Genomic DNA, 19,452 nt, shown 5'->3' with positions numbered 1-19,452 from the left:
CCGCCCGCGCCCGGTCGTCCCGGAGCCCCCGCATGAACTGGCCGGCCCTGGCCACCCTGGCCCTGATCGTGCTGGCGATGGCGCTGTTCGCCAGCGAGAAGCTGCGCATCGACCTGGTCGCGCTGCTGGTGCTCGGGGCGCTGGCGGTGCTGGGCCTGGTCGCGCCCGGCGAGGCGCTGGCCGGCTTCAGCAACGAGGCCACGGTGACGGTGGCGGCGATGTTCGCGCTGAGCCTGGGGATCGAGCGCTCCGGCGCGCTGGAGCCGCTGATCCGCCTGCTGCTGCGCATCCGCCGGCCGTGGCTGCTGACCCTGGCGATGATGCTGGCGATCGCCCCGCTGGGCGCCTTCGTCAAGAACATCGCGCTGGTCGCCACCTTCGTGCCGCTGGCGCTGCGCGTGTGCCAGCGCACGCGCACCTCGCCGGCGCGGGTGCTGATGCCGATGGCCTTCGCCGCGCAGATGGGCGGCGTGTGCACGCTGATCGGCACCTCCTCCAACCTGCTCGCCGACACGCTGGCGCGGCAGCACGGGCTGCCGGCGTTCGGCGTGTTCGAGTTCACCCGCATGGGCGCGCTGCTGGCGGTGGCGGGCATCCTCTACCTGATGCTGGTCGGGCGCTGGCTGCTGCCGCGCCACGTCGACGCGGAGCTGCCGGAGGAAGGCGCCGAGATCGGCAAGTACGTCACCGAGCTGCGCCTGGGCGCGGACTCGCCGCTGCTCGGCCGCAGCATCGCCGAGGCGCGGCTGGGCGAGCGCTTCGGCGTGTACCCGCTGGAACTGCTGCGCGGCGAGCGGCGCATGTGGTCGCCGCGCTCGCAGCAGCTGGTCGCCGGCGACGTGCTGCTGGTGCGCGGCGACTGGGACAAGCTGGAGGAGTTCCGCCGCCGCGCCGGCCTGGAGAACGCGCCGGAGACGCGCTACGAGCGCGACGGCGACCGCCCGCGGCTGCTCGCCGAGGCGATGGTGGCGCCGGCCAGCGCGCTGGAGGGCCAGCGGCTGCGGGAGACCGAGCTGCACTGGCGCTACGGGATCACCGTGCTGGCGATCCACCGCCGCGGCCACGTGCTGCGCGAGAAGCTCAGCGACACCCGCCTGGCGGTGGGCGACGTGCTGCTGCTGCTGGCCGACGAGGAGACCATGCCGCGGCTGCGCGCCGACGAGGCGCTGGTCGTGCTGAGCGAGCGCGAGGACGCGCCGCGCACGCCGCGCCGCGCGCTGGCGGCGGTGGCGATCATGGCCGCGGTGGTGCTGGTCTCGGCGCTGCACTGGCTGCCGATCCCGATCGCCGCGATCTGCGGCGCCGCGGCGATGGCGCTGGCCGGCTGCTACGGCCGCAAGGACGTGTACGAGTCGATGGACTGGAAGATCATCGTGCTGCTCGGCGCGATCCTGCCGCTGGGCACGGCGATCGAGAAGAGCGGGCTGTCGCAGTGGGTGGTCGACGGCGGCATGGCGCTGGTCGGCGACCACGGGCCGCTGGCGGCGCTGGCGATGGTCTACCTGCTCACCGCGCTGCTCACCGAGCTGATGGGGCACAACCCCTCGGTGGTGCTGATGGTGGGCATCGCCGCCAGCGTGGCGCACGCGGTGCACGCCGACCCGCGCCCGTTCGTGGTGGCGGTGGCGTTCGCCGCGGCCACCTCGTTCGCCACCCCGGTGGGCTATCCCACCAATACGATGGTGTACTACGCGGGCGGTTATCGCTTCACCGACTTCATGAAGGTGGGCATCCCGCTGATCGCGCTGTTCTGCGCGCTGTCGATGTGGCTGATCCCGCTGTTCTGGCCGTTCCATCCCGGCCGCTGAGCAGCCTGCGCCCTCTCCCCTCCGGGGAGAGGAAGCGAGCGCGCCGTGCGTTGCGGCGACTAAGCAGCCTGCTCCCTCTCCCCGCAGGGGAGAGGAGGCGAACGCGCCGTGCGGGTTCGTGGTGCCGTACCGTCCGGTGGATGCGAAGGCGCCCGTGGTGCCGGACGCCGGTTCTATTGGTAGCCCGCCAGCGCCAGGTGCAGCATCGCCTTCATCTCCTCGCGCAGCGGCAGCGGCGCGACGATCTCCGCGTCCGGGCCGTACTTGAGCACGTCCATCAGCAGCTCCTTGGCGTTGGAGTACGGCAGCTTCAGCTCGTAGCGGCCGTCCGGCAGCCAGCTGCCCTGCTGCTGCGAGTGCCAGTGCTCGTCGGCCACCCAGCGCGCCGCGTGCGGCGAGAAGCGGATGGTGGCCCAGGCCTTGGGCTTGCCGGCGAAGATGCCGTAGCTGGAGGCGAGCAGCTCGTTGAGGTCGGCCTCCGGCACGTCGGTCGCCGCGGCCTCCTGCGCATGCGGCTCGCTGATGCGGTCCACCGCGAAGCTGCGCAGCGCCTCGCGGTCGTGGTCCCAGGCGTCCAGGTACCAGTTGTCGCGGTAGTGGGTGAGGCGCTGCGGCGACACCGTGCGGCGGCTGTCGCTGTTGGTGGTGCGCGCGCGGTAGCGGAAGCGCAGCTGGCGCCGCTCCAGCACCGCGCCGGCGACGATGCGGAACACCTGCTGGTCGAGCCGGCGCTCGCCCCACGGGATCACCCGGATGCGCTCCACCGGCAGCGCCTTGCCGCTGTCGCGGTCGGACAGCAGGTGCTCGATGCGCGCCTTGAACGGCGCCAGCGCGCCGGCCAGCACGCCGCCGGGGCCGGAGCGGCCGATCAGCTCGTTGAGCGCCAGCAGCGCGGCCAGCTCGTCGGAGGTCAGCCACAGCCCGGGCAGCTCGAAGCGCTCGCCCTCGCCCGCCTCGTAGCGGAACGCCGCGTGCTCGCCGCCGGCGCTCTCCACCGGCGCGCCCAGCGCGTCGCGCAGGAAGGCGATGTCGCGGTACAGCGTGGCGCGCGAGCATTGCAGCTCGTCCATCAGCCGCGGCAGCGGCACCGGGTAGTGCGCGGCCTTGAGCAGGCGGTGCAGGGTGAGGATGCGCTCGTAACGGTCCATGGGCGTGTCGTCGGGGGCGGGGCTTGTGTAGCATGGGTATGCTTCCGGACGGCCGCAAGTCGCCCGCCGGGATGCCGGTCGCGTCCCCGCGCCACCTGCCACAGGCCTCCCCATGCTCAAGCCGCAACCCATGTCCGCCGCCGCGGCAGAACCGAACCGGGCCGGCGATGCCTGGCTGCCGCTCCTGCTGCACGAGCTGGCGCTGGCCGGCTACGGCATCTGGATGCTGCTCGGCGCCGCGCTGACCCTGGGCCTCTACCGCAGCGGCCGCAGCGAGGTGCTGGTGCCGCTGACCCTGGGCGGCTGCTTCGTCGGCGCCGGCCTGCTGGCCGCGCTGCTGCGCCTGCCGCGCGTGCACGAGTGGCGCGGCTGGCAGCCCGCGCGCGACAGCCGGCCCGGCCGCGAGGCGCTGTTCGCGCTGTCCGCCTACCTGCCGATGCTGGCGCTGGCCGGCCTGGCGCGCGGCGACAACGGCTTCTGGGCCACCCGCGCCGCCGGTGCCGCGCTGGCGCTGTGCAGCCTGGCCAACCTGGCCTATGCCGTCGGCTGGCCGCGCGGCGGCGCCGGCCCGCAGCCGTTCGGCAGCGTGGTGTCGGCCGCCTACGGCGGCGGCCTGTGGCTGTGGCTGTGCCTGGCCGCGCAGGACGACGCGGTGCACCCGGCCGGCACGCACCCGTGGATCATGGTGCTGATCCTGCTGGCGCTGCTGCTCGGCTTCACCGAGGGCCTGCGCTGGCAGGTGCTGCGCGCCGCGCCGCGCGGCGGCGAGCTGCGCCCGGCGCGCTTCTTCGCCGCGGTGTTCACCTATGCGCTGCCCTGCGTGGTGCTGCTGCTGGACGACCGCTTCGACAGCCACCCGGCGGCGCTGGCCGGCGCGGCGCTGAGCTGCCTGGCCGGCCTGACCATCGAGCGGCGCCTGTACGTCCAGGCGCTGGCCCGGCGGACGGCTGAAGGGGGCGGCGTTCACTGCAAGTTCAAAACGCCGCGTTAAGGTGGCGCCTCACTTTTGTTTAACGAATCGGATTCTCGACCATGACCAACAAGCCCCTGCTCGCCGGCCTCCTGCTCGCCCTCGCCTGCGCGGGCGCGCACGCGCAGGACGGCAACACCGGCACCTCCGACAACAGCGCCGCCAGCAACGGCGGCTGGACCGGCTCGGGCGAGTTCGGCTACGCCTCGGCCCGCGGCAACTCGCGCACCGACAACGCCAACGCCAAGCTCGGCCTCAGCCAGGAAAACGAGTACTGGAAGAACAACTTCTTCCTCAACGGCCTGCGCTCCAAGGGCGACGTGGAAGTGCAGGACGCCCAGGGCAACACCATCGACAAGTTCAGCACCACCGCCAACCGCTACGACGCCGGCGCCTCGGTGGGCTACAAGCTGGACCCGCGCAGCTACATCGTGGGCGCGCTGCGCTACGAGCACGACGACTTCGGCGCCAACATCTGGCAGGGCATCGTCTCGATCGGCTACGGCTACATCGCGCTGAAGAGCGACCGCACCGAGCTGTCCTTCGAAATCGGCCCCGGTTACAAGCGCTACCGGCCGGCGGACACCACCGTCGAGATCGACGGCGTGGACACCAAGGTGCGCCAGCCCACCGAGAGCGAGATGGTGGCGCGCGGCCTGATCAACTACAAATACCGCCTCACCGACAACACCGCGCTGGAGGACACGCTCCTCGCCGAAGCGGGCTCGAAGAACAAGTACTACCAGAACGACATCGGCCTGTCGGTCAGCATGACCAAGAAGATGGCGCTCAAGCTGGGCTACCAGGTGCGCTACAACAGCGACGTGCTGCCGGGCGTGAAGAACACCGACACCCTGACCACCACCAACCTGGTCTACAACTTCTGAGGGCGGCGCCAGCCGCGCCGCGGAAGGCGAGAGGGAGGCCCGCTTCGGCGGGCCTTTCGTTTGGACGGCTGGATGGCCGTTCGCGGATGGCCGTTCGCGGCCGGAGGCCGCTCCCACGGGTGGTCATCGATCCTGCGGAAGGATGGAGAAGGGTGGGAGGACCGTCCCGGCCCGCGGCCGGCCCTCGGGCCGGCCTGCTCCGGGCGGGTACGCCCCGCGGCGCAGCCGGCTCAGCGGCCGAGCAGCTCGCCGGCGCCCTGCGCCAGCAGCAGCCCGGCCACCCGGCGGCCCAGCGCGACCGGCTCGTCGCCGCTCGCCTCGGCGCGCAGCAGGCGGCCGCTGGCGGCGTCGCCGACCAGGCCGGACAGGTGCAGGCCGCGCTCGGCCTGCACGCACCAGGCCGCCACCGGCACCGTGCAGCTGCCGCCCAGCGCCTGGTTCATCGCGCGCTCGGCGTCCACCGTGGCGCGCGTGTCGGCGTCGTCCAGCGCGGCCAGCAGGGCGAGCGTGGCCGGGCGGTCGGCGCGCGCCTCGATGGCGATCGCCGCCTGTCCCGGCGCCGGCAGCCAGTCCGGCGCGGCCAGCCGGCTGCGGATGCGCGCGGCCAGGTCCAGCCGCTCCAGCCCGGCGCAGGCCAGCACGATGGCGTCGTAGGCGCCGGCGTCCAGCTTGGCCAGCCGCGTGCCCACGTTGCCGCGCAGGTCGAGCAGTTCGAGATCGGGGCGCAGCGCGCGCAGCTGCGCCTGCCGGCGCAGCGAGGAGGTGCCCACGCGCGCGCCTTGCGGCAAGGCGGCCAGGTCGGCGTAGCGGCGGCTGACGAAGGCGTCGGCGGCGTCCGCGCGCGGCAGGATCGCCGGCAGCGCGAAGCCGGGCTCCAGCTCGGCCGGCACGTCCTTGAGCGAATGCACGGCGAGGTCGGCGCGGCCTTCCAGCATCGCCACCTCCAGCTCCTTGAGGAACAGCCCCTTGCCGCCGATGGTCGCCAGCGGCTGGTCGAGGATCTCGTCGCCGCGCGTGGACAGCGGCACCAGCTCTACCGCCAAGCCCGGATGTACCGCGCGCAGCCGCGCCGCCACGTGCTCGGCCTGCCACAGCGCGAGCGCGCTCTTGCGGGTGGCGATGCGCAGGGGGGGGGCAGTCATGGGCTGTTCCGCGGCAGGAGTATCCAAGGGCGCATTGTCGCGTAATCGGGCGAGGCGCGCCGGCGGCGCGACGCCGCGTCGCGCGGTTCAGCCCATCCGCAGCAGCCGGCGCACCGCCGGCAGGTTGCGCCGGCTCACCTCGGGGCTGAAGTCGGTGCCGGCCAGGCGCGCCAGCACGCGGCCGTCGGCCAGGGCCTTCAGGCCGACCAGCCGCTCCGCCGGCACCAGGCAGTTGCGGTGCAGGCGCACCAGCTGCTCGGGATAGGCCTCCTCCAGCTGGCGCAGCGATTCGTCCAGCAGCAGCTCGCCGCCGGCGTGGCGCACGCGCACGTACTTCTCCTCGGCGAGCAGGCAGATCACCTCGGTCAGCGCGATGCGCACCTGCTCGCCGCGCACGCGCGCATAGAGATGGCCGGCCGGCGCCTGCGCCGCGGCGGCGAGGCGCTGGCGCGCGCGCTGCAGCGCCTCGCGCAGGCGCTCCAGCCGCACCGGCTTGAGCAGGTAGTCCACCGCGCCCAGCTCGAAGGCGGCGATGGCGTGGTTCTCGTAGGCGGTGCAGAACACCACCTGCGGCCGCGCGCGGCCGGCCAGGCGCGCGGCCAGCGCGGTGCCGTCCAGCCCCGGCATGTTGATGTCCAGCAGCAGCAGGTCCGGCCGCGCGGCGGCGAGCGCCTCCAGCGCGGCCTCGCCGTCGCCCACGCTGCCGACCACCTCGCAGCCGCCGCACTCGCCGAGCAGCGCGGCCAGGCGCGCGCGCGCCAGCGGCTCGTCATCGACGATCAGGACGCGCATCGCCGTTCCCCTGTCCGGCGCCCTGCGCGGGCAGCCGCAGCCGCACCAGGAAGCGGCCCTCGCGCGGGCCCGCCTCCACCTGCGCCTTCGCGCCGTAGCGGTAGGCCACGCGCCGGCGCACGTTGTCCAGGCCGTGGCCGTGGCCGCCCGCGGCCGGCGCGGCGGGCAGCGGGTTGTCGATCTCGATCAGCAGCGCGCCGCCCTCGCGCGCGCCGCGCAGCACGACCTCGCCGCCCTCGCGCAGCGGCTGGATGCCGTGGCGCACCGCGTTCTCCACCAGCGGCTGCAGCAGCAGGCGCGGCAGCGGGTAGTCCGGCGGCAGCGCGTCCAGCTCGCGGCGCACGCGCAGGCGCTCGCCCAGGCGCAGCTGCTCGATGGCGAGGTAGCGCTCCACCAGCGCCAGCTCCTCGCCCAGCGTGCCGTCGCGCGTGCCCTGCTCGCCCAGCGCGGCGCGGAACAGCTCGGCCAGGTTCTCCACCGTGCGCTCGGCGGCGGCCGGGTCCATCCGCACCAGCGCGGCCACCGTGTTCATGCTGTTGAACAGGAAGTGCGGGCGGATGCGCGCCTGCAGGGCCTCCACCTGCGCGTGCGCCACCGCCGCCAGCCGCGCCTGCCACTGCGCCAGCACGTAGAAGTAGCGCAGCATCGCCGCGCCGAGCAGGGCGGCGATCAGCGCGTTGTCGCGCACGAAGCCGCCGGCGCCGCGCACCAGCTGCAGCTGCAGCGCGCCGTCCATCCACTGCGCCACCGCGCTGGCCAGCGCCACGATCGCCACCATCAGCAGCCACACGCCGGCATACGGCCCGCGCCCCGGCAGGCGCTGCAGCCAGGGCGCGAGCTTGCACAGCGCCACCGCCAGCAGCAGCGCCAGCCAGGCGACGAAGGCCATGCCCACGGTGAAGCCGCGCCAGCCGCGGCTGCCCTCCGGCGCCAGCCACATCACGGTGACGGTGAGCGCGCCGACCACGAACAGCGCGAACAGCACCGGCAGGCTGCAGAAGTCGGGCAGCGGGCTGGCTTCGGCGGTCGGTCGGTCGGCGGCGGGCGGCATGCGGGGAGTATGCCGCAGCGCCCCGCCGCCCGGCCGTGCGCCGGCGCGCGGCCGGCGGGGCTCAGCGCAGCCGCGCGCCCAGCCAGGCGCGCAGGTCGGCGATCTCCTGCGGGCAGACCGCGTGGGCCATCGGGTAGGTGTGCCAGTCCACCGCGTAGCCGAGCGCGGCGAGCGCCGCGCGCGCGGCGCTGCCCAGCGCCAGCGGCACCACCGGGTCGGCGGTGCCGTGCGCCTGGAAGATCGGCACCGCGGCGTTGGCCGCGCTGCGCTCGGCGGCGAGCGCGTGGGCCAGCGGCAGGTAGGTGGACAGCGCGACGAGGCCGGCCAGCGGCTCGGCGTGGCGCAGCCCGGCCGCCAGCGCGATCGCGCCGCCCTGCGAGAAGCCGGCCAGCACGATGCGCCCGCTCGGCACGCCGCGTTCGTGCTCGCGCGCGATCAATGCCTCGATCGCGGCGACCGCGGTGCGGATGCCCTCCTCGTCCTGCCGGTCGGCGATCGCCAGGCCCTTGATGTCGTACCAGGCGCGCATCGCCACGCCGCCGTTGACCGTCACCGGGCGCACCGGCGCGTGCGGGAACACGAAGCGCAGCGCCGGCCAGTCCGGCGCCACCAGCTCCGGCACGATCGGCGCGAAGTCGTGACCGTCGGCGCCCAGGCCATGCAGCCAGACGATGCTGTGGGTCGGGTGGGGCGCGGTCTCGTGCTCGACGGCGGGCAGCAGGCTCATGCGGGATTCGGTGCGGGAAGCGGTCCGCTCAGTGTCGCCCATGCCCGGTGGCCCCGCCAGCCGGGGCGGACGCGGCGGCCAGTGCGCGCCGGTGCGAGGCGTGGATGCTGTCGCGCTCCGGCGCGGTGCCCTCGGCGAGGTGGGCGATCCAGTCGTCGGTGGTCGTCACCGCGGCGTAGCGCGACTGCTGCACCACCGCGAACACGCGGTGGATCTCCTCGGCCGTGGCGGAGCCTGCGCGGTTGGCGTAGGGCACGCTGCCGGAGGCGTCCATCAGGAATTCCACCCGCAGGCCGGCGTCGAAGGCGTGCTTGATCGTGGTGTCGTCGCAGTTGTGGGTCATGTAGCCCACCACCGTCACGGCGTCGATGGCGCGTGCGCGCAGCCATTCGCCGAGGCCGGTGCCGGCGAACGCGCTGGGCAGGGTCTTGCAGAGCCAGTGGTCGCGCGGGCGGCTGGCGACCACCTCGTGCAGTTCCCACCCGTGCGAGCCGGTGGCGAACAGCGGCGCGCCGGGCGGCGCGGACTGCTGCACCACGACCACCGGAATGCCGGCGGCATGCGCGGCATCCATCGCGCGATCGATGTTGCGCAGCGAATCGGCCAGGGGCGGGTACTGGATGCGCAGCGCGCCGGTCGCGTACTCGTTCTGCACGTCGATCACGAGCAGGGCGCGGCGTGGAGCTTGCGGCGGGTTCGGCATGGCGGTCTCCTGATGACGAAGGGCGGGTGCCCCGACGTGGGAGATGATCCGCTCCGGTCCGCTTGCGGCGGGAGTGGCCCGAACGACAGACAAGGTTAGAATCGGGCCAGACCTTCGGCAGGAGCGGCGGCGATGGCGATGACGCGCGTGGCGGTGGTGGCGTTCGACCGCATCCGGCCGTTCCACCTGTCGGTGCCGTGCGCGGTGTTCGACGAGCCGGCCGGCGCGCCGGCGCCACCGTTCGAGCTGCGCGTGTGCGCGGCCGCGCCGGGCGAGCTGCGCACCCGCGCCGGCTTCGGCATCGCCGCGCGGCACGGCCTGCGCGCGCTGGCCTGGGCCGACATCGTGGTGGTGCCCTCGTGGCGCGACCCGGACGAGACGCCGCCGCGGCCGCTGCTGGCCGCGCTGCGGCGCGCCCATGCGCGCGGCGCGCTGGTGGTGGGCCTGTGCGTGGGCGCCTACGTGCTGGCCGAAGCCGGCCTGCTGGACGACCGCCGCGCCACCACCCACTGGCGCTGGGCCGAGCACTTCGCGCGGCGCTACCCGCGGGTGCGGGTCGACCCCGGCGTGCTGTACGTGGACGAGGGCGACGTGCTCACCTCGGCCGGCACCGCCGCCGGCATCGACTGCTGCCTGCACGTGGTGCGCCGCTGCCTGGGCGCCGAGGCCGCCAGCCGCATCGCGCGCATGCTGGTGGTGCCGCCGCACCGCCAGGGCGGGCAGGCGCAGTACATCGAGCAGCCGGTGCTGGCGGCCGCGCGCGACACGCCGCTGACGCGGACGCTGGACTGGGCCGCGCGCCATCTCGACGCCGCGCACAGCCTCGACTCGCTGGCCGCGCGCGCGGCGATGAGCCGGCGCAGCTTCACCCGCCACTTCCGCCGGCATACCGGCACCACCGTCGGCCGCTGGCTGCTCGGCCAGCGGCTGGCGCTGGCGCAGCGCCTGCTCGAGACCACCGGCCTGCCGGTCGCGCGCATCGCCGAGCGTGCCGGCTTCGGCACGCCGCTGTCGCTGCGCCAGCACTTCGCCACCGCGTTCGGCACCACGCCCGCGAGCTACCGCCGCGAGTTCCGCGGGCGCTGAGCGGCGCCTACGCCGCCCGCGCGCGCGTCCGCGGTGCGTCCGCGCCGGCCGCGTCGAGCTGCGCGCGCAGGGGTTCGCGCAGGAGCGCGGCCAGTTGCGCCACGGCGGGCGGCGGCGTGGCCTCGCCGCGGACCAGCAGCAGCCCGAGCGCCGGCAGCGCCGGCAGGCCCTGCTCGCCGTGGTCCAGCGGGCGCAGGCCGGAAGGCAGGCCGGCCCGCGTGCGCACCGTCACCCCCAGCCCCGCCGCGGTGGCGGCCCACAGGCCGGCCAGGCTGGGGCTGGTGAAGGCCAGCCGCCAGGGCCGGCCGGCGCGGTCGAGCGCGGCGGTGGCCAGGCTGCGCATCAGGCAGGGCGGCTCGAACGCGATCAGCGGCAGCGGTTCCTGCGCCGCGGGGACGGGCGGCGGCGCGCCGGCGGTACCGATCCAGCACAGCGGCAGCTCGCCCAGCCGCTCGGCATGCGGCGGCACCGGGCCGTCGTCCCACACCAGCGCGAGGTCGAGCTGGCCGGCGGCCATGCGCGCGCGCAGGTCGGCATTGCGGCCGATGCGCGCCTCGATGCGCACCTTCGGATGCGCGCGACCGAAACGGCCCAGCGCGGCCGGCAGCAGGCTCTCGCCGAAGTCCTCCGGCAGGCCCAGCCGCACCCAGCCTTCCAGTGCCACCCCGCGCAGCGCGGCGGCGGCCTCGTCGTTGAGCTCGAGCAGGCGGCGCGCGTAGGCCAGCAGGGTCTCGCCCGCCTCGGTCAGCGCGGTGCCGCGGCCGGCCTTGCGCAGCAGCGGCGCACCGGCCTGCCGCTGCAGCTTTTTCAGCTGCGCGCTCACCGCCGAGGTGGAGCGCGCCAGCCGTCCGGCGGCGCGGGCGAAGCTGCCCAGCTCCACGCCCAGCGCGAAGGCGCGCAGGGCGTCCAGGTCGAAGGTCTGGCGGCGCATGGCAATCGTACCGTTTTATTGGATATGAACTATCGAATATTTCGATTTTCGGGAAAGTCTGGGCGCGCTACCTTGGTCCCGTCAACCCACGCACAGGAGCCTCGGATGAATCCCCGACCCAACGACAGCGGCCGCCGCATGGTCGGCGACATCGCCCCCAAGCTGGCCGAGCTCACCGACCGCGTGCTGTTCGACGACGTGTGGCGGCGCGGGCAGCTCACGCCCGCCCAGCGCAGCCTGGTCACCGTGGCCGCGCTGGTGGCGCTGAACCGCACCGAGCAGCTGCCGTTCCACCTGCGCCGCGCGCGCGAGAACGGCCTGGGCATCGAGCAGCTCGCCGAGGCGGTCACCCACCTGGCCTTCTACGCCGGCTGGCCGGCCGCGTTTTCCGCGGCCGAGCGCCTGCGCGCGCTGCAACAGGACGAGGAGGGCTGAGCCATGCCGATGGCCCGCATTTCCCTGCAGTGCGGCAAGTCGCCCGAGCACCTGCGCGCGCTCGCCGACGGCGTGTACCGCGCCCTGCACGAAGCCTTCGAGGTGCCCGCGCACGACCGCTTCGTGCTGATCCACCAGCACCAGCCGCACGAGCTGTCGATCGACCCCGACTACCTGGGCGGTCCGCGCACGGCGGACTTCGTGCTGGTCGCGGTCACCGCCGGCCGGCCGCGCAGCGCCGCCGTCAAGCAGGCGTTCTACCGGCGCCTGGTGGAGCGGCTGGCGGCGGCGCCCGGCATCGATCCGGAGGACGTGATGGTGGTGGTCACCACTACCGCCGCCGAGGACTGGTCCTTCGGCGGTGGCCGCGCCGGCATCGGCGCGGCGGCGCAGCCCTGATCGCGCCGTGCGGCGGGCGACGGCCCTCGGCGGGCCGGATCCCGCCGCGCCGGCCAGTCCGGCGGCCCGCGCCCGCCCCGGCCGGCCCCGGCGGTTGCGGCCCCCGGACGACCCGCTATGCTGCGCGGTTTGCGCTGCCCGCGGAGATCCCCGATGCGCCGAACCCTGCTCGCCGGCCTGGCCGCCCTCGTCGCGCTGCCGGCCGCCGCCGCCGCGCCCGCGGGCCTGGACTTGGAAACCGTGATGGCGGACCCCGACTGGATCGGCCAGGCGGTGGAGTCGCCCTACTGGAGCGCGGACGGGCGCAGCCTGTACTACCGCCTGAAGCGCGACGGCAGCCCGGTGCGCGACCTCTACCGCGTCGACCCGGCCGGCGGGCCGGGCGTGAAGCTGGATGCCGCCGCGGTGGCGCAGGCGGACGGCCCGGCGGTGTTCGACCGCGCGCACCGCTATGCCGCCTTCGTGCGCCACGGCGACGTGTTCCTGCGCACGCTGGCGGACGGGCGCACCGTGCAGGTCACGCGCACGCCGGAGGAGGAGTCGGCGCCGCGCTTCTCCGCCGACGGCCGCGCGCTGCAATACCGGTCCGGCAACGACTGGTACAGCTACGACATCGCCGGCGGCGTGGCCGGGCCGGCGGCGGTGCTGAAGTTCGCCGACGATCCCGAGGCCAGGCCGGGCGACGACCTGAAGGACGAGCAGCTGCGCCTGTTCGGCACGCTGCGCCGGCTCAAGGCCGACCGCGCCGCCGACCGCGCCGCGCAGGACGCGCTGGCCGCCGCCGATCCTGGCCGCGCGCCCAGGCCGTTCTACCTCGGCGACAAGGCCGCGGCGGTGGACACCGAGCTGTCGCCCGACGGCCGCTGGCTGCTGGTGGTGACGCAGCCGAAGGACCATGCGCCCGGCAAGGCGCCGACGCTCAGCCACTACGTCACCGAGTCCGGCTACGCCGAGACGCAGGAGGCGCGCGTCTACGTCGGCCGCAACGACCCGGCGCCGCAGTCGCTGCTGCTGCTCGACCTCGCCGCGCACCAGAGCTACCCGCTGCCGCTCGACGGCCTGCCCGGCATCAAGGACGACCCGCTCGCCGCGCTGCGCGCCAGGGCCGTCGCCGCGCTGGAGCAGGACGGCCACGCCGACCGCGCCGAGGCGCTGAAGGCGCCGGACGTGCGCGCGGTGCGCATCGTCTCCGACGCGGACGACGGCGGTGGCGGCGGCATCGCCTGGAGCGACGACGGCAAGAACCTCGCCATCCAGCTGCGCGCGATCGACAACAAGGACCGCTGGATCGCCAGCGTGGACTTCGCCCGCCACGCGCTGGTGCCGCAGCACCGCCTGCACGACGAGGCGTGGATCAACTGGAACTTCAACGATTTCGGCTGGCTCAAGGACGGCCGCACGCTGTGGTACCTGTCCGAGGAAAGCGGCTGGTCGCAGCTCTACGTCAAGCCGCTGGACGGCAGGGCGAAGGCGCTGACCTCCGGCCGGTTCGAGGTGAGCCATCCGCAGCTGTCCGAGGACGGCCGCTGGTTCTACCTGCGCGCCAACCGGGCCGCGCCCTACGGCTACGACGTGTACCGCGTGCCGAGCGGCGGCGGCGAGCTCGCGCGCATCACCCAGTACCAGGGCATGGACGACTTCGTGCTGTCGCCCGGCGGCACGCAGTTGGCGGTGCTGCATTCCTCGCCCTACGTGCTGCCGCAGCTGGCGGTGCTGCCGGCCGCGGGCGGCGCGCCGCGCGAGCTGACGGACACGATGAAGCCCGCCTTCGCTTCGCGCGCGTGGATCGCGCCGAAGATCGTCCAGGTGCCCTCCTCGCACGGCGCGGGCGCGATCTACGCCAAGTACTACGGCCCGGCCGGCGAGGACGCCGCGACCAGGCCCGCGGTGATCTTCGTGCACGGTGCGGGCTACCTGCAGAACGTCACGCTGTCCTGGTCCAACTACTTCCGCGAGCAGCTGTTCCACAACCTGCTGGTGCAGGAAGGCTACGTGGTGCTGGACATGGACTACCGCGCCTCGGAAGGCTACGGCCGCGCCTGGCGCACCGCGATCTACCGGCAGATGGGCCACCCGGAGCTGGAGGACCTGCTGGACGGCAAGGCCTGGCTGGTGAAGGAGCACCACGTCGACCCGCAGCGGGTGGGCATCTACGGCGGCAGCTACGGCGGCTTCATGACCGAGATGGCGCTGTTGCGCGCGCCGGGCGCGTTCGCCGCCGGCGCCGCGCTGCGCCCGGTCAGCGACTGGCGGCTGTACAACCACGAGTACACCGCCAACATCCTCAACGACCCGCAGCTGGACCCGCAGGCCTACGCGGCCAGCTCGCCGATCGAGTACGCCGACCAGCTGGCCGACCCGCTGCTGATCGAGCACGGCCTGATCGACGACAACGTGCTGGCGGAGGATTCGATCCGCCTCTACCAGCGCCTCGTCGAGCTGCACAAGAGGAACTTCTGGATCTCGCTGTACCCGCTGGAGCGGCACGGCTTCGTGCACCCGGATGCGTGGTACGACGAGTACCGGCGCATCGACGAGCTGTTCCGCGCATGGGTGAAGCGGGAGCCGGGGGCGGCGCCCTGAGCGGCGGGGCGGGTCGCTCCCGTCGCGGCGTGCGGGCCATCGCGGCCGGAGGCCGCTCCCCCAGACTTGCGGCGACCCGGCGGGAGCGGCCTCCGGCCGCGATCCTCCCGCCGATACGGCCAGGGCATGCTCACCCGCCCGCCGCGCGCGCGAAGTAGCGCCCCGGCGACTGCCCGAACGCGCGCCGGAACATCGCCACGAAGGCGCTGACGCTGGCATAGCCCAGCGCATCGGCGACCTGGCCGACCGCGGCGCCGTCGGCCAGCAGCTCCAGCGCGCGGCCCAGCCGCGCCTGCTGGCGCCACTGCGCGAAGCTGGCGCCGGTCTCGCGGCGGAACAGCCGGCTCAGGCTGCGCGGGGACAGGCCGGCCCAGCCGGCCCACTCGTCCAGGCTGCGCTCGTCGTGCGGCTGCTCCAGCACGGCCAGGGCCACCCGCTGCAGGCGGCGGTCGCGCGGCAGGTTCACGTGCAGCGGCTGCTGCGGCGCGCGGCGCAGCTCGTCCATCAGCACCGCCAGGATGCGCTGCTGCGCCTCGTCCAGCGCGTCCTGCATCATCCAGCCGGCGGCGCGGTGCACCAGTTCGCGCATCAGCGGGTTGGCGCCCAGCGCGCAGGTGTACGCGGGCAGGCACGCGGCCGCCTGTGGCGCCACGAACACGCCCCAGCCGCGCAGCCCGCCGGAGATGCTCACGGTGTGCAGTTCGCCCGGCGGCAGCCAGCCGACCCGCTGCGGCGGCAGCGCCCAGGCGCCGGCGCGCGTGCGCACGCTGACCAGGCCGCTCTCCACGTAGAAGAACTGGCCGCGCAGGTGGCTGTGCCACGCGGTTTCCTCCATCGGCGGCACGGCGGCGGTGCCGTCCATCACGTAGGCGATCAGCGGCGGGCCGTCGGCGCTCTCGATGCGGTGGTGGATCCGTTCGGCGGTCTCCGGCATGGCGGATTCTCGACATCATTTGTCCGGATGACGATATCAGGCCAAGGCCGGCCGAAACTAGGCTTTCCTCCGCCCTCCGGGTTTTCCCCCTCCGCCCGCCGCCGCCCGCGGAGCGCGCCGCCTCGCCGGCGGCCGCCCGGAGCCGAACCCAGGAGACCGGAAGATGCCACCCAATCCCGTCCCGCCGGCGGATGCCGGCCGCGCGCTGTCCCGCTTCGTGGGCCATGCGCGACGGATGCTCGACCCGTCCACGCCCGAGGCGGTGCGGCGCCGGCTGGAGCCGCGCCTGCTGGCGCTGCTGCCGGTGGTGCGCGCGCTGGGGCTGTTCGAGCTGTTCGCCGTGCGCGACCGCGCCCTGGCCGTCATGCTGCGCGACGAGCTGGCGGCGCTGGAGCAGCGCCACGCGCGCGGCCTGGCGCGGGCCGGCTGAATGGGCGCGGCGCCCGGCGCGCGGCGCCCGGCCGGCGGCTCACGCCGGCTCGGGTTCGCCGGCCGCGGCTTCCCGGCGCGCGGCCATGCGCGCGAAGCTGGCCGCGGTGGCCTCGTCCTGCGGCACGAAGAAGAACGCGGTGGCGCCGTCGGCCTTGCCGTCGCGGATCGGCAGGCGCATCGAGTGCATGCGCAGCTCGCCGAAGTCCGGGTGCGCGAAGTGCGCGGTCCAGGAGCGCAGCGGCGCCACCTCCTGCCGCTCCCACAGGGCCACGAACTCCGGGCTGGCGGCGGCGAGCGCGTCGATCAGCGCCTCGAAGCGGGGATCGTCCGGGTGCGCCGCATGGTTCAGCCGGAAGATGCCCAGCAGGTTGAGCACGCCCGGCTCGAAGCACGGCGCGTACAGCCGCCGCCGCGCGGGGTTCATGAAGGCGTTCCACAGGTGGTTGCGCGCCAGCGGCCCCTGCGCGGCGCCGAAGTCGTACAGGCGGTCGGCCGCGCGGTTGTAGGCGAGCACGTCGAACACCGGGTCGAGCACGAAGGCGGGCGCCTGGTACAGCTCCAGCAGGCCCGGCAGCGCCGGCGGCAGCACCAGCTGGCGCCGCGCCTGCGGCTCGGCGTGCGGCACGCCGGCCAGCGCGAACAGGTAGGCCTCGTCGACCGGGCTCAACCGCAGCGCCCGCGCGATGCGCGACAGCGCCGCGGCGGAGACGTTGATCGCGCGCCCCTGCTCCAGCCACGTGTACCAGGTGATGCCGACCCCGGCGAGGCTGGCCACCTCCTCGCGGCGCAGGCCCGGGGTGAGCCGGCGCGCGCCGCGCGGCAGGCCGGCCGCCTCGGGCGTGAGCGCGGCGCGGCGGGCGCGCAGGAAGGCCTTCAGCTCGGTGCGTTGCCGGGACAGCGGCATGGGGGACTCGCGAAGGGTGGTGGCGGGACTACCAGCAGCGGCGGCTGCCTCCCCATGGTAGCGGCAGCTGGCGTACGGTTGGCCGTCCCCGACCACCGGCCCGCGCGCAACGTGCGGGCTGCCTCACGGGCGAGGCGCGCTCTTCCGCCGGTTCCCGCCGGCCCGCGCCAGGCTGTCACGCCGCGCCCCGCCCGGACGTCCCCGCATGTACGGACAGGAGATCGACATGTCGTTACTCATTTCATCCGACACCACGCCGGCCAGCGACGCGCTCACGGACTTCGTGGTCCACGCGCAGCTGATGCTGGACCCGGCCACGCCCGAGCCGGTGCGCCGGCAGGCCGAGCCGCGCCTGCTCGCCCTGCTGCCGACGCTGCAGGCGCTGGGCGTGTTCGAGCTGTTCGAGATCCGCGACCCGGCGCTGCGCGCGCTGGTGCGCGACGAGCTGGAGGCGCGCCAGCGCCGCCTGGGCTAAATTTTGCCGAAACAAAATACAACAAGAATATATTTGACTTGACAAATATTCTTCCGGCAATAGAATGCGCGGCCCATGAAAGCCGACATTCCCCATCCGCCGGATCCCCAGGAAAGCCTGGGCGTGCTGCTCGGCCTGGTGCGCTCGGAGCTGGTGCGCGCGATGGAGGCCGAGCTGGCCTCCAAGGGCCTGGACCTGCGCTTCACCCAGTTCCTGATCCTCAAGCGGCTCGGCATGCTGGGGCCGATGACCGCCTCGGAGCTGGCCCGCGCGGTGGAGCTGGACGGCGGCGCGATGACCCGCCAGCTCGACCACCTCGAGGGCAAGGGCTACCTCCGGCGCTGCCCGCACGCGCAGGACCGCCGCGCGCTGCGCATCGAGCTGACCGCGGCCGGCGAGGCGCTGTGGCGCGAGCTGACCGGCTGCAACGAGCGCGTGCTGGCCGCGGCGCAGCGCTCGCTCGGCGAGACCGAGCGCCGGCGCCTGCACGACTACCTGGAGCGCGTGCTGCACGCGCTCCGCGACAAGCACTGATTTCCCCCATTCCCCGGAAGACACAGTCATGCGTCTGCATCACATCGCGGTGGCAACCGCATTGAGCCTCGCGCTGGCGGCCTGCGCCAGCAGCGGCGGCCTGCACCCGGACGGCAAGCCGCTCGATCCGGCGGGGCTGAAGGCCGGGCGCAGCCTGGCCGGCCTGTCGCCGGCGGCCTGGCCCGCCGAGGACTGGTGGACCGGCCTGGGCGATCCGCAGCTGGACAGGCTGATCGCCGAGGCGCTGGCCGACAACCCCAGCCTCGCCGCGGCCGACGCGCGCGCGCGCCAGGCGCAGGCGCAGGCCGGCGCGGCCGACGCCGAGCGCGGCCCGACCGTCAACGCCGGCGCCAGCGTCGCCGGCGCGCGCATCCCCACCACGGTGCTGCCGGCCGACGCCGGCGGCGGCCACTTCGCCTGGGCCAAGTACGGCTACGCCAGCTTCAGCTGGGGCCTGGACCTGTGGGGCGGCAAGCGCGCCGCGTGGGAGGCCGCGCTGGGCGAGGCGCGCGCCGCCGAGATCGAGGCGCGCGCCGCGCGGCTGGAGCTGTCCTCCAACGTGGCCCGCGCCTACGTGCAGCTGGGCTACGCCTTCGCCCAGCAGGACGTGGCGCAGGCCGAGCTGGCGCGCGCCCGGCAGGCGCGCGAGCTGACCGGCCAGCGCGTCGCCGCCGGCCTGGACAGCCAGCTGCAGCTCAAGCAGGCCGACGCCGAGGTGGCCAGCGCCGAGCAGCAGCGGGCGGTGGCCGACCGCGCGATCGACGCGGCACGCTCGGCGCTGGCGGTGCTGCTCGGCAAGGGCCCGGACCGCGGCCTGGACATCGCGCGGCCGCAGCCGCTGCAGCCGGCCGCGCTGGCGGTGCCGGCGCAGCTGCCGGCGGAGCTCCTGGGCCACCGTCCCGACCTGGTCGCCGCGCGCTGGCGCGTGGAGGCGGCGGCGAAGCAGATCAAGACCGCCAGGACCGAGTTCCTGCCCAACGTCAGCATCAGCGCCCTGGCCGGCCTGGTGGCGATGGGCGGCACCAACCTGTTCCAGATGCCGGCGCGCTTCTACGACGCCGGCCCCTCGCTCAGCCTGCCGATCTTCGACGGCGGCCGCCGCCGCGCCAACCTCGCGGAGAAGGACGCGCAGTACGACCTGGCGGTGGCGCAGTACGACCAGGCGCTGGTCGGCGCGCTCAACCAGGTCGCCGACGACCTCTCCGCGCTGAAGGCGCAGCAGGAACAGCTGGCCGCGCAGCAGCGCGCGCTGGATGCCGCCAGCCAGGCCTGGCAGCTCGCCGAGCAGCGCTACAAGGCCGGCGTGGGCAGCTACCTGGAGGCGCTGGTGGTGCGCCAGCAGCTGCTCGCCGCCGAGCAGCGCATGGCCGCGCTGAAGGCGCAGCAGGTCGACCAGTCCGTGCAGCTGATCCAGGCGCTCGGCGGCGGCTTCCGCCCGCAGGCGGGCGACGCGCCGCCGGCGGACGCCGCTTCCGATTCCGTTTCCTCCACTTCGCATCCCTGAGGCATCT

General features: G+C 74.6%; 20 protein-coding genes. 11 read left to right on the top strand and 9 right to left on the bottom strand.

Annotated features, from left to right (window positions below):
- Positions 1-32: 32 nt before the first annotated feature.
- Entirely contained in the window at positions 33-1,808 is a 1,776-nt protein-coding gene (locus tag C7456_RS03255; protein ID WP_109722324.1) for an SLC13 family permease, read from the top strand.
- A 173-nt stretch (positions 1,809-1,981) separates the two neighbouring features.
- On the opposite strand, the gene C7456_RS03250 is transcribed toward C7456_RS03255, so the two are convergent.
- Positions 1,982-2,956 (bottom strand): helix-turn-helix transcriptional regulator, encoded by a 975-nt coding sequence (locus tag C7456_RS03250; RefSeq protein WP_109722323.1) that lies wholly within the window; start codon positions 2,954-2,956, stop codon positions 1,982-1,984.
- A gap of 130 nt (positions 2,957-3,086) precedes the next feature.
- On the opposite strand from C7456_RS03250, the gene C7456_RS03245 reads away from it, so the two are divergent.
- Both C7456_RS03245 and C7456_RS03240 read left to right on the top strand, forming a co-directional pair.
- Positions 3,087-3,947, top strand: a complete 861-nt coding sequence (locus C7456_RS03245) for a hypothetical protein (protein WP_109722322.1) — start codon at positions 3,087-3,089, stop codon at positions 3,945-3,947.
- 41 nt (positions 3,948-3,988) lie between these two features.
- On the top strand, positions 3,989-4,813 hold the full coding sequence (locus C7456_RS03240) for a DUF481 domain-containing protein (RefSeq protein WP_109722321.1): 825 nt from the start codon (positions 3,989-3,991) through the stop codon (positions 4,811-4,813).
- A gap of 230 nt (positions 4,814-5,043) precedes the next feature.
- Here C7456_RS03240 and hemC read toward each other — a convergent pair whose 3' ends face one another.
- The 5 genes from hemC to C7456_RS03215 all read right to left on the bottom strand — a co-directional run bounded on the left by hemC (position 5,044) and on the right by C7456_RS03215 (position 9,228).
- Complete coding sequence (hemC, locus tag C7456_RS03235) at positions 5,044-5,955, bottom strand: hydroxymethylbilane synthase (RefSeq protein ID WP_109722320.1); 912 nt, start codon at positions 5,953-5,955, stop codon at positions 5,044-5,046.
- An 87-nt stretch (positions 5,956-6,042) separates the two neighbouring features.
- Positions 6,043-6,747, bottom strand: a complete 705-nt coding sequence (locus tag C7456_RS03230) for a LytR/AlgR family response regulator transcription factor (RefSeq protein WP_109722463.1) — start codon at positions 6,745-6,747, stop codon at positions 6,043-6,045.
- Positions 6,725-7,798 (bottom strand): sensor histidine kinase, encoded by a 1,074-nt coding sequence (locus tag C7456_RS03225; RefSeq protein WP_109722319.1) that lies wholly within the window; start codon positions 7,796-7,798, stop codon positions 6,725-6,727. Before C7456_RS03225 ends, C7456_RS03230 begins: the two co-directional genes overlap by 23 nt.
- Before the next feature lie 61 nt (positions 7,799-7,859).
- Positions 7,860-8,525, bottom strand: coding sequence for an alpha/beta hydrolase (locus C7456_RS03220; protein ID WP_109722318.1), 666 nt, complete (start codon positions 8,523-8,525; stop codon positions 7,860-7,862).
- Positions 8,526-8,553: 28 nt separating this feature from the next.
- Positions 8,554-9,228 carry a cysteine hydrolase family protein gene (locus C7456_RS03215; RefSeq protein WP_109722317.1) on the bottom strand — a complete coding sequence of 225 codons (675 nt, stop codon included), beginning with the start codon at positions 9,226-9,228 and terminating at the stop codon, positions 8,554-8,556.
- A gap of 132 nt (positions 9,229-9,360) precedes the next feature.
- On the opposite strand from C7456_RS03215, the gene C7456_RS03210 reads away from it, so the two are divergent.
- Positions 9,361-10,314 (top strand): GlxA family transcriptional regulator, encoded by a 954-nt coding sequence (locus C7456_RS03210; protein ID WP_109722316.1) that lies wholly within the window; start codon positions 9,361-9,363, stop codon positions 10,312-10,314.
- A gap of 7 nt (positions 10,315-10,321) precedes the next feature.
- Here C7456_RS03210 and C7456_RS03205 read toward each other — a convergent pair whose 3' ends face one another.
- On the bottom strand, positions 10,322-11,245 hold the full coding sequence (locus tag C7456_RS03205) for a LysR substrate-binding domain-containing protein (protein ID WP_109722315.1): 924 nt from the start codon (positions 11,243-11,245) through the stop codon (positions 10,322-10,324).
- Between the two features lie 105 nt (positions 11,246-11,350).
- On the opposite strand from C7456_RS03205, the gene C7456_RS03200 reads away from it, so the two are divergent.
- The 3 genes from C7456_RS03200 (at position 11,351) to C7456_RS03190 (ending at position 14,662) form a co-directional block, all read left to right on the top strand.
- Complete coding sequence (locus C7456_RS03200) at positions 11,351-11,680, top strand: carboxymuconolactone decarboxylase family protein (protein WP_109722314.1); 330 nt, start codon at positions 11,351-11,353, stop codon at positions 11,678-11,680.
- Between the two features lie 3 nt (positions 11,681-11,683).
- Positions 11,684-12,079 carry a tautomerase family protein gene (locus C7456_RS03195; protein ID WP_109722313.1) on the top strand — a complete coding sequence of 132 codons (396 nt, stop codon included), beginning with the start codon at positions 11,684-11,686 and terminating at the stop codon, positions 12,077-12,079.
- 153 nt (positions 12,080-12,232) lie between these two features.
- Positions 12,233-14,662 carry a S9 family peptidase gene (locus tag C7456_RS03190; protein ID WP_109722312.1) on the top strand — a complete coding sequence of 810 codons (2,430 nt, stop codon included), beginning with the start codon at positions 12,233-12,235 and terminating at the stop codon, positions 14,660-14,662.
- Between the two features lie 130 nt (positions 14,663-14,792).
- On the opposite strand, the gene C7456_RS03185 is transcribed toward C7456_RS03190, so the two are convergent.
- Positions 14,793-15,596 carry an AraC family transcriptional regulator gene (locus tag C7456_RS03185; RefSeq protein ID WP_109722311.1) on the bottom strand — a complete coding sequence of 268 codons (804 nt, stop codon included), beginning with the start codon at positions 15,594-15,596 and terminating at the stop codon, positions 14,793-14,795.
- A 163-nt stretch (positions 15,597-15,759) separates the two neighbouring features.
- Here C7456_RS03185 and C7456_RS03180 point away from each other — a divergent pair, with 163 nt between their 5' ends.
- Positions 15,760-16,026 carry a hypothetical protein gene (locus C7456_RS03180; protein ID WP_109722310.1) on the top strand — a complete coding sequence of 89 codons (267 nt, stop codon included), beginning with the start codon at positions 15,760-15,762 and terminating at the stop codon, positions 16,024-16,026.
- Positions 16,027-16,065: 39 nt separating this feature from the next.
- On the opposite strand, the gene C7456_RS03175 is transcribed toward C7456_RS03180, so the two are convergent.
- Positions 16,066-16,932: a helix-turn-helix transcriptional regulator gene (locus C7456_RS03175; RefSeq protein WP_109722309.1), complete on the bottom strand. Its 867-nt coding sequence runs from the start codon at positions 16,930-16,932 to the stop codon at positions 16,066-16,068.
- Positions 16,933-17,158: 226 nt separating this feature from the next.
- Here C7456_RS03175 and C7456_RS03170 point away from each other — a divergent pair, with 226 nt between their 5' ends.
- The 3 genes from C7456_RS03170 to C7456_RS03160 all read left to right on the top strand — a co-directional run bounded on the left by C7456_RS03170 (position 17,159) and on the right by C7456_RS03160 (position 19,445).
- Positions 17,159-17,407: a hypothetical protein gene (locus C7456_RS03170; RefSeq protein ID WP_109722462.1), complete on the top strand. Its 249-nt coding sequence runs from the start codon at positions 17,159-17,161 to the stop codon at positions 17,405-17,407.
- A 75-nt stretch (positions 17,408-17,482) separates the two neighbouring features.
- Positions 17,483-17,941, top strand: coding sequence for a MarR family winged helix-turn-helix transcriptional regulator (locus C7456_RS03165; protein WP_109722308.1), 459 nt, complete (start codon positions 17,483-17,485; stop codon positions 17,939-17,941).
- Positions 17,942-17,969: 28 nt separating this feature from the next.
- The gene (locus C7456_RS03160) at positions 17,970-19,445 is read left to right on the top strand and encodes an efflux transporter outer membrane subunit (RefSeq protein WP_109722307.1); all 1,476 of its coding nucleotides are present in this window, start codon (positions 17,970-17,972) and stop codon (positions 19,443-19,445) included.
- Positions 19,446-19,452: the final 7 nt, after the last annotated feature.

It is taken from the genome of Fulvimonas soli, assembly GCF_003148905.1.
GTDB lineage: Bacteria > Pseudomonadota > Gammaproteobacteria > Xanthomonadales > Rhodanobacteraceae > Fulvimonas > Fulvimonas soli.
Note: the sequence above shows the minus strand (reverse complement) of the source record. Positions and strands in the feature narration are given on the sequence as shown.

Bases quoted from the DNA above. Each gene is read 5' to 3' on its own strand.
- C7456_RS03255 (WP_109722324.1), top strand. From the start codon at position 33: ATGAACTGGCCGGCCCTGGCCACCCTGGCCCTGATCGTGCTGGCGATG.
- C7456_RS03250 (WP_109722323.1), bottom strand. From the start codon at position 2,956: ATGGACCGTTACGAGCGCATCCTCACCCTGCACCGCCTGCTCAAGGCC.
- C7456_RS03245 (WP_109722322.1), top strand. From the start codon at position 3,087: ATGTCCGCCGCCGCGGCAGAACCGAACCGGGCCGGCGATGCCTGGCTG.
- C7456_RS03240 (WP_109722321.1), top strand. From the start codon at position 3,989: ATGACCAACAAGCCCCTGCTCGCCGGCCTCCTGCTCGCCCTCGCCTGC.
- hemC (WP_109722320.1), bottom strand. From the start codon at position 5,955: ATGACTGCCCCCCCCCTGCGCATCGCCACCCGCAAGAGCGCGCTCGCG.
- C7456_RS03230 (WP_109722463.1), bottom strand. From the start codon at position 6,747: ATGCGCGTCCTGATCGTCGATGACGAGCCGCTGGCGCGCGCGCGCCTG.
- C7456_RS03225 (WP_109722319.1), bottom strand. From the start codon at position 7,798: ATGCCGCCCGCCGCCGACCGACCGACCGCCGAAGCCAGCCCGCTGCCC.
- C7456_RS03220 (WP_109722318.1), bottom strand. From the start codon at position 8,525: ATGAGCCTGCTGCCCGCCGTCGAGCACGAGACCGCGCCCCACCCGACC.
- C7456_RS03215 (WP_109722317.1), bottom strand. From the start codon at position 9,228: ATGCCGAACCCGCCGCAAGCTCCACGCCGCGCCCTGCTCGTGATCGAC.
- C7456_RS03210 (WP_109722316.1), top strand. From the start codon at position 9,361: ATGGCGATGACGCGCGTGGCGGTGGTGGCGTTCGACCGCATCCGGCCG.
- C7456_RS03205 (WP_109722315.1), bottom strand. From the start codon at position 11,245: ATGCGCCGCCAGACCTTCGACCTGGACGCCCTGCGCGCCTTCGCGCTG.
- C7456_RS03200 (WP_109722314.1), top strand. From the start codon at position 11,351: ATGAATCCCCGACCCAACGACAGCGGCCGCCGCATGGTCGGCGACATC.
- C7456_RS03195 (WP_109722313.1), top strand. From the start codon at position 11,684: ATGCCGATGGCCCGCATTTCCCTGCAGTGCGGCAAGTCGCCCGAGCAC.
- C7456_RS03190 (WP_109722312.1), top strand. From the start codon at position 12,233: ATGCGCCGAACCCTGCTCGCCGGCCTGGCCGCCCTCGTCGCGCTGCCG.
- C7456_RS03185 (WP_109722311.1), bottom strand. From the start codon at position 15,596: ATGCCGGAGACCGCCGAACGGATCCACCACCGCATCGAGAGCGCCGAC.
- C7456_RS03180 (WP_109722310.1), top strand. From the start codon at position 15,760: ATGCCACCCAATCCCGTCCCGCCGGCGGATGCCGGCCGCGCGCTGTCC.
- C7456_RS03175 (WP_109722309.1), bottom strand. From the start codon at position 16,932: ATGCCGCTGTCCCGGCAACGCACCGAGCTGAAGGCCTTCCTGCGCGCC.
- C7456_RS03170 (WP_109722462.1), top strand. From the start codon at position 17,159: ATGTCGTTACTCATTTCATCCGACACCACGCCGGCCAGCGACGCGCTC.
- C7456_RS03165 (WP_109722308.1), top strand. From the start codon at position 17,483: ATGAAAGCCGACATTCCCCATCCGCCGGATCCCCAGGAAAGCCTGGGC.
- C7456_RS03160 (WP_109722307.1), top strand. From the start codon at position 17,970: ATGCGTCTGCATCACATCGCGGTGGCAACCGCATTGAGCCTCGCGCTG.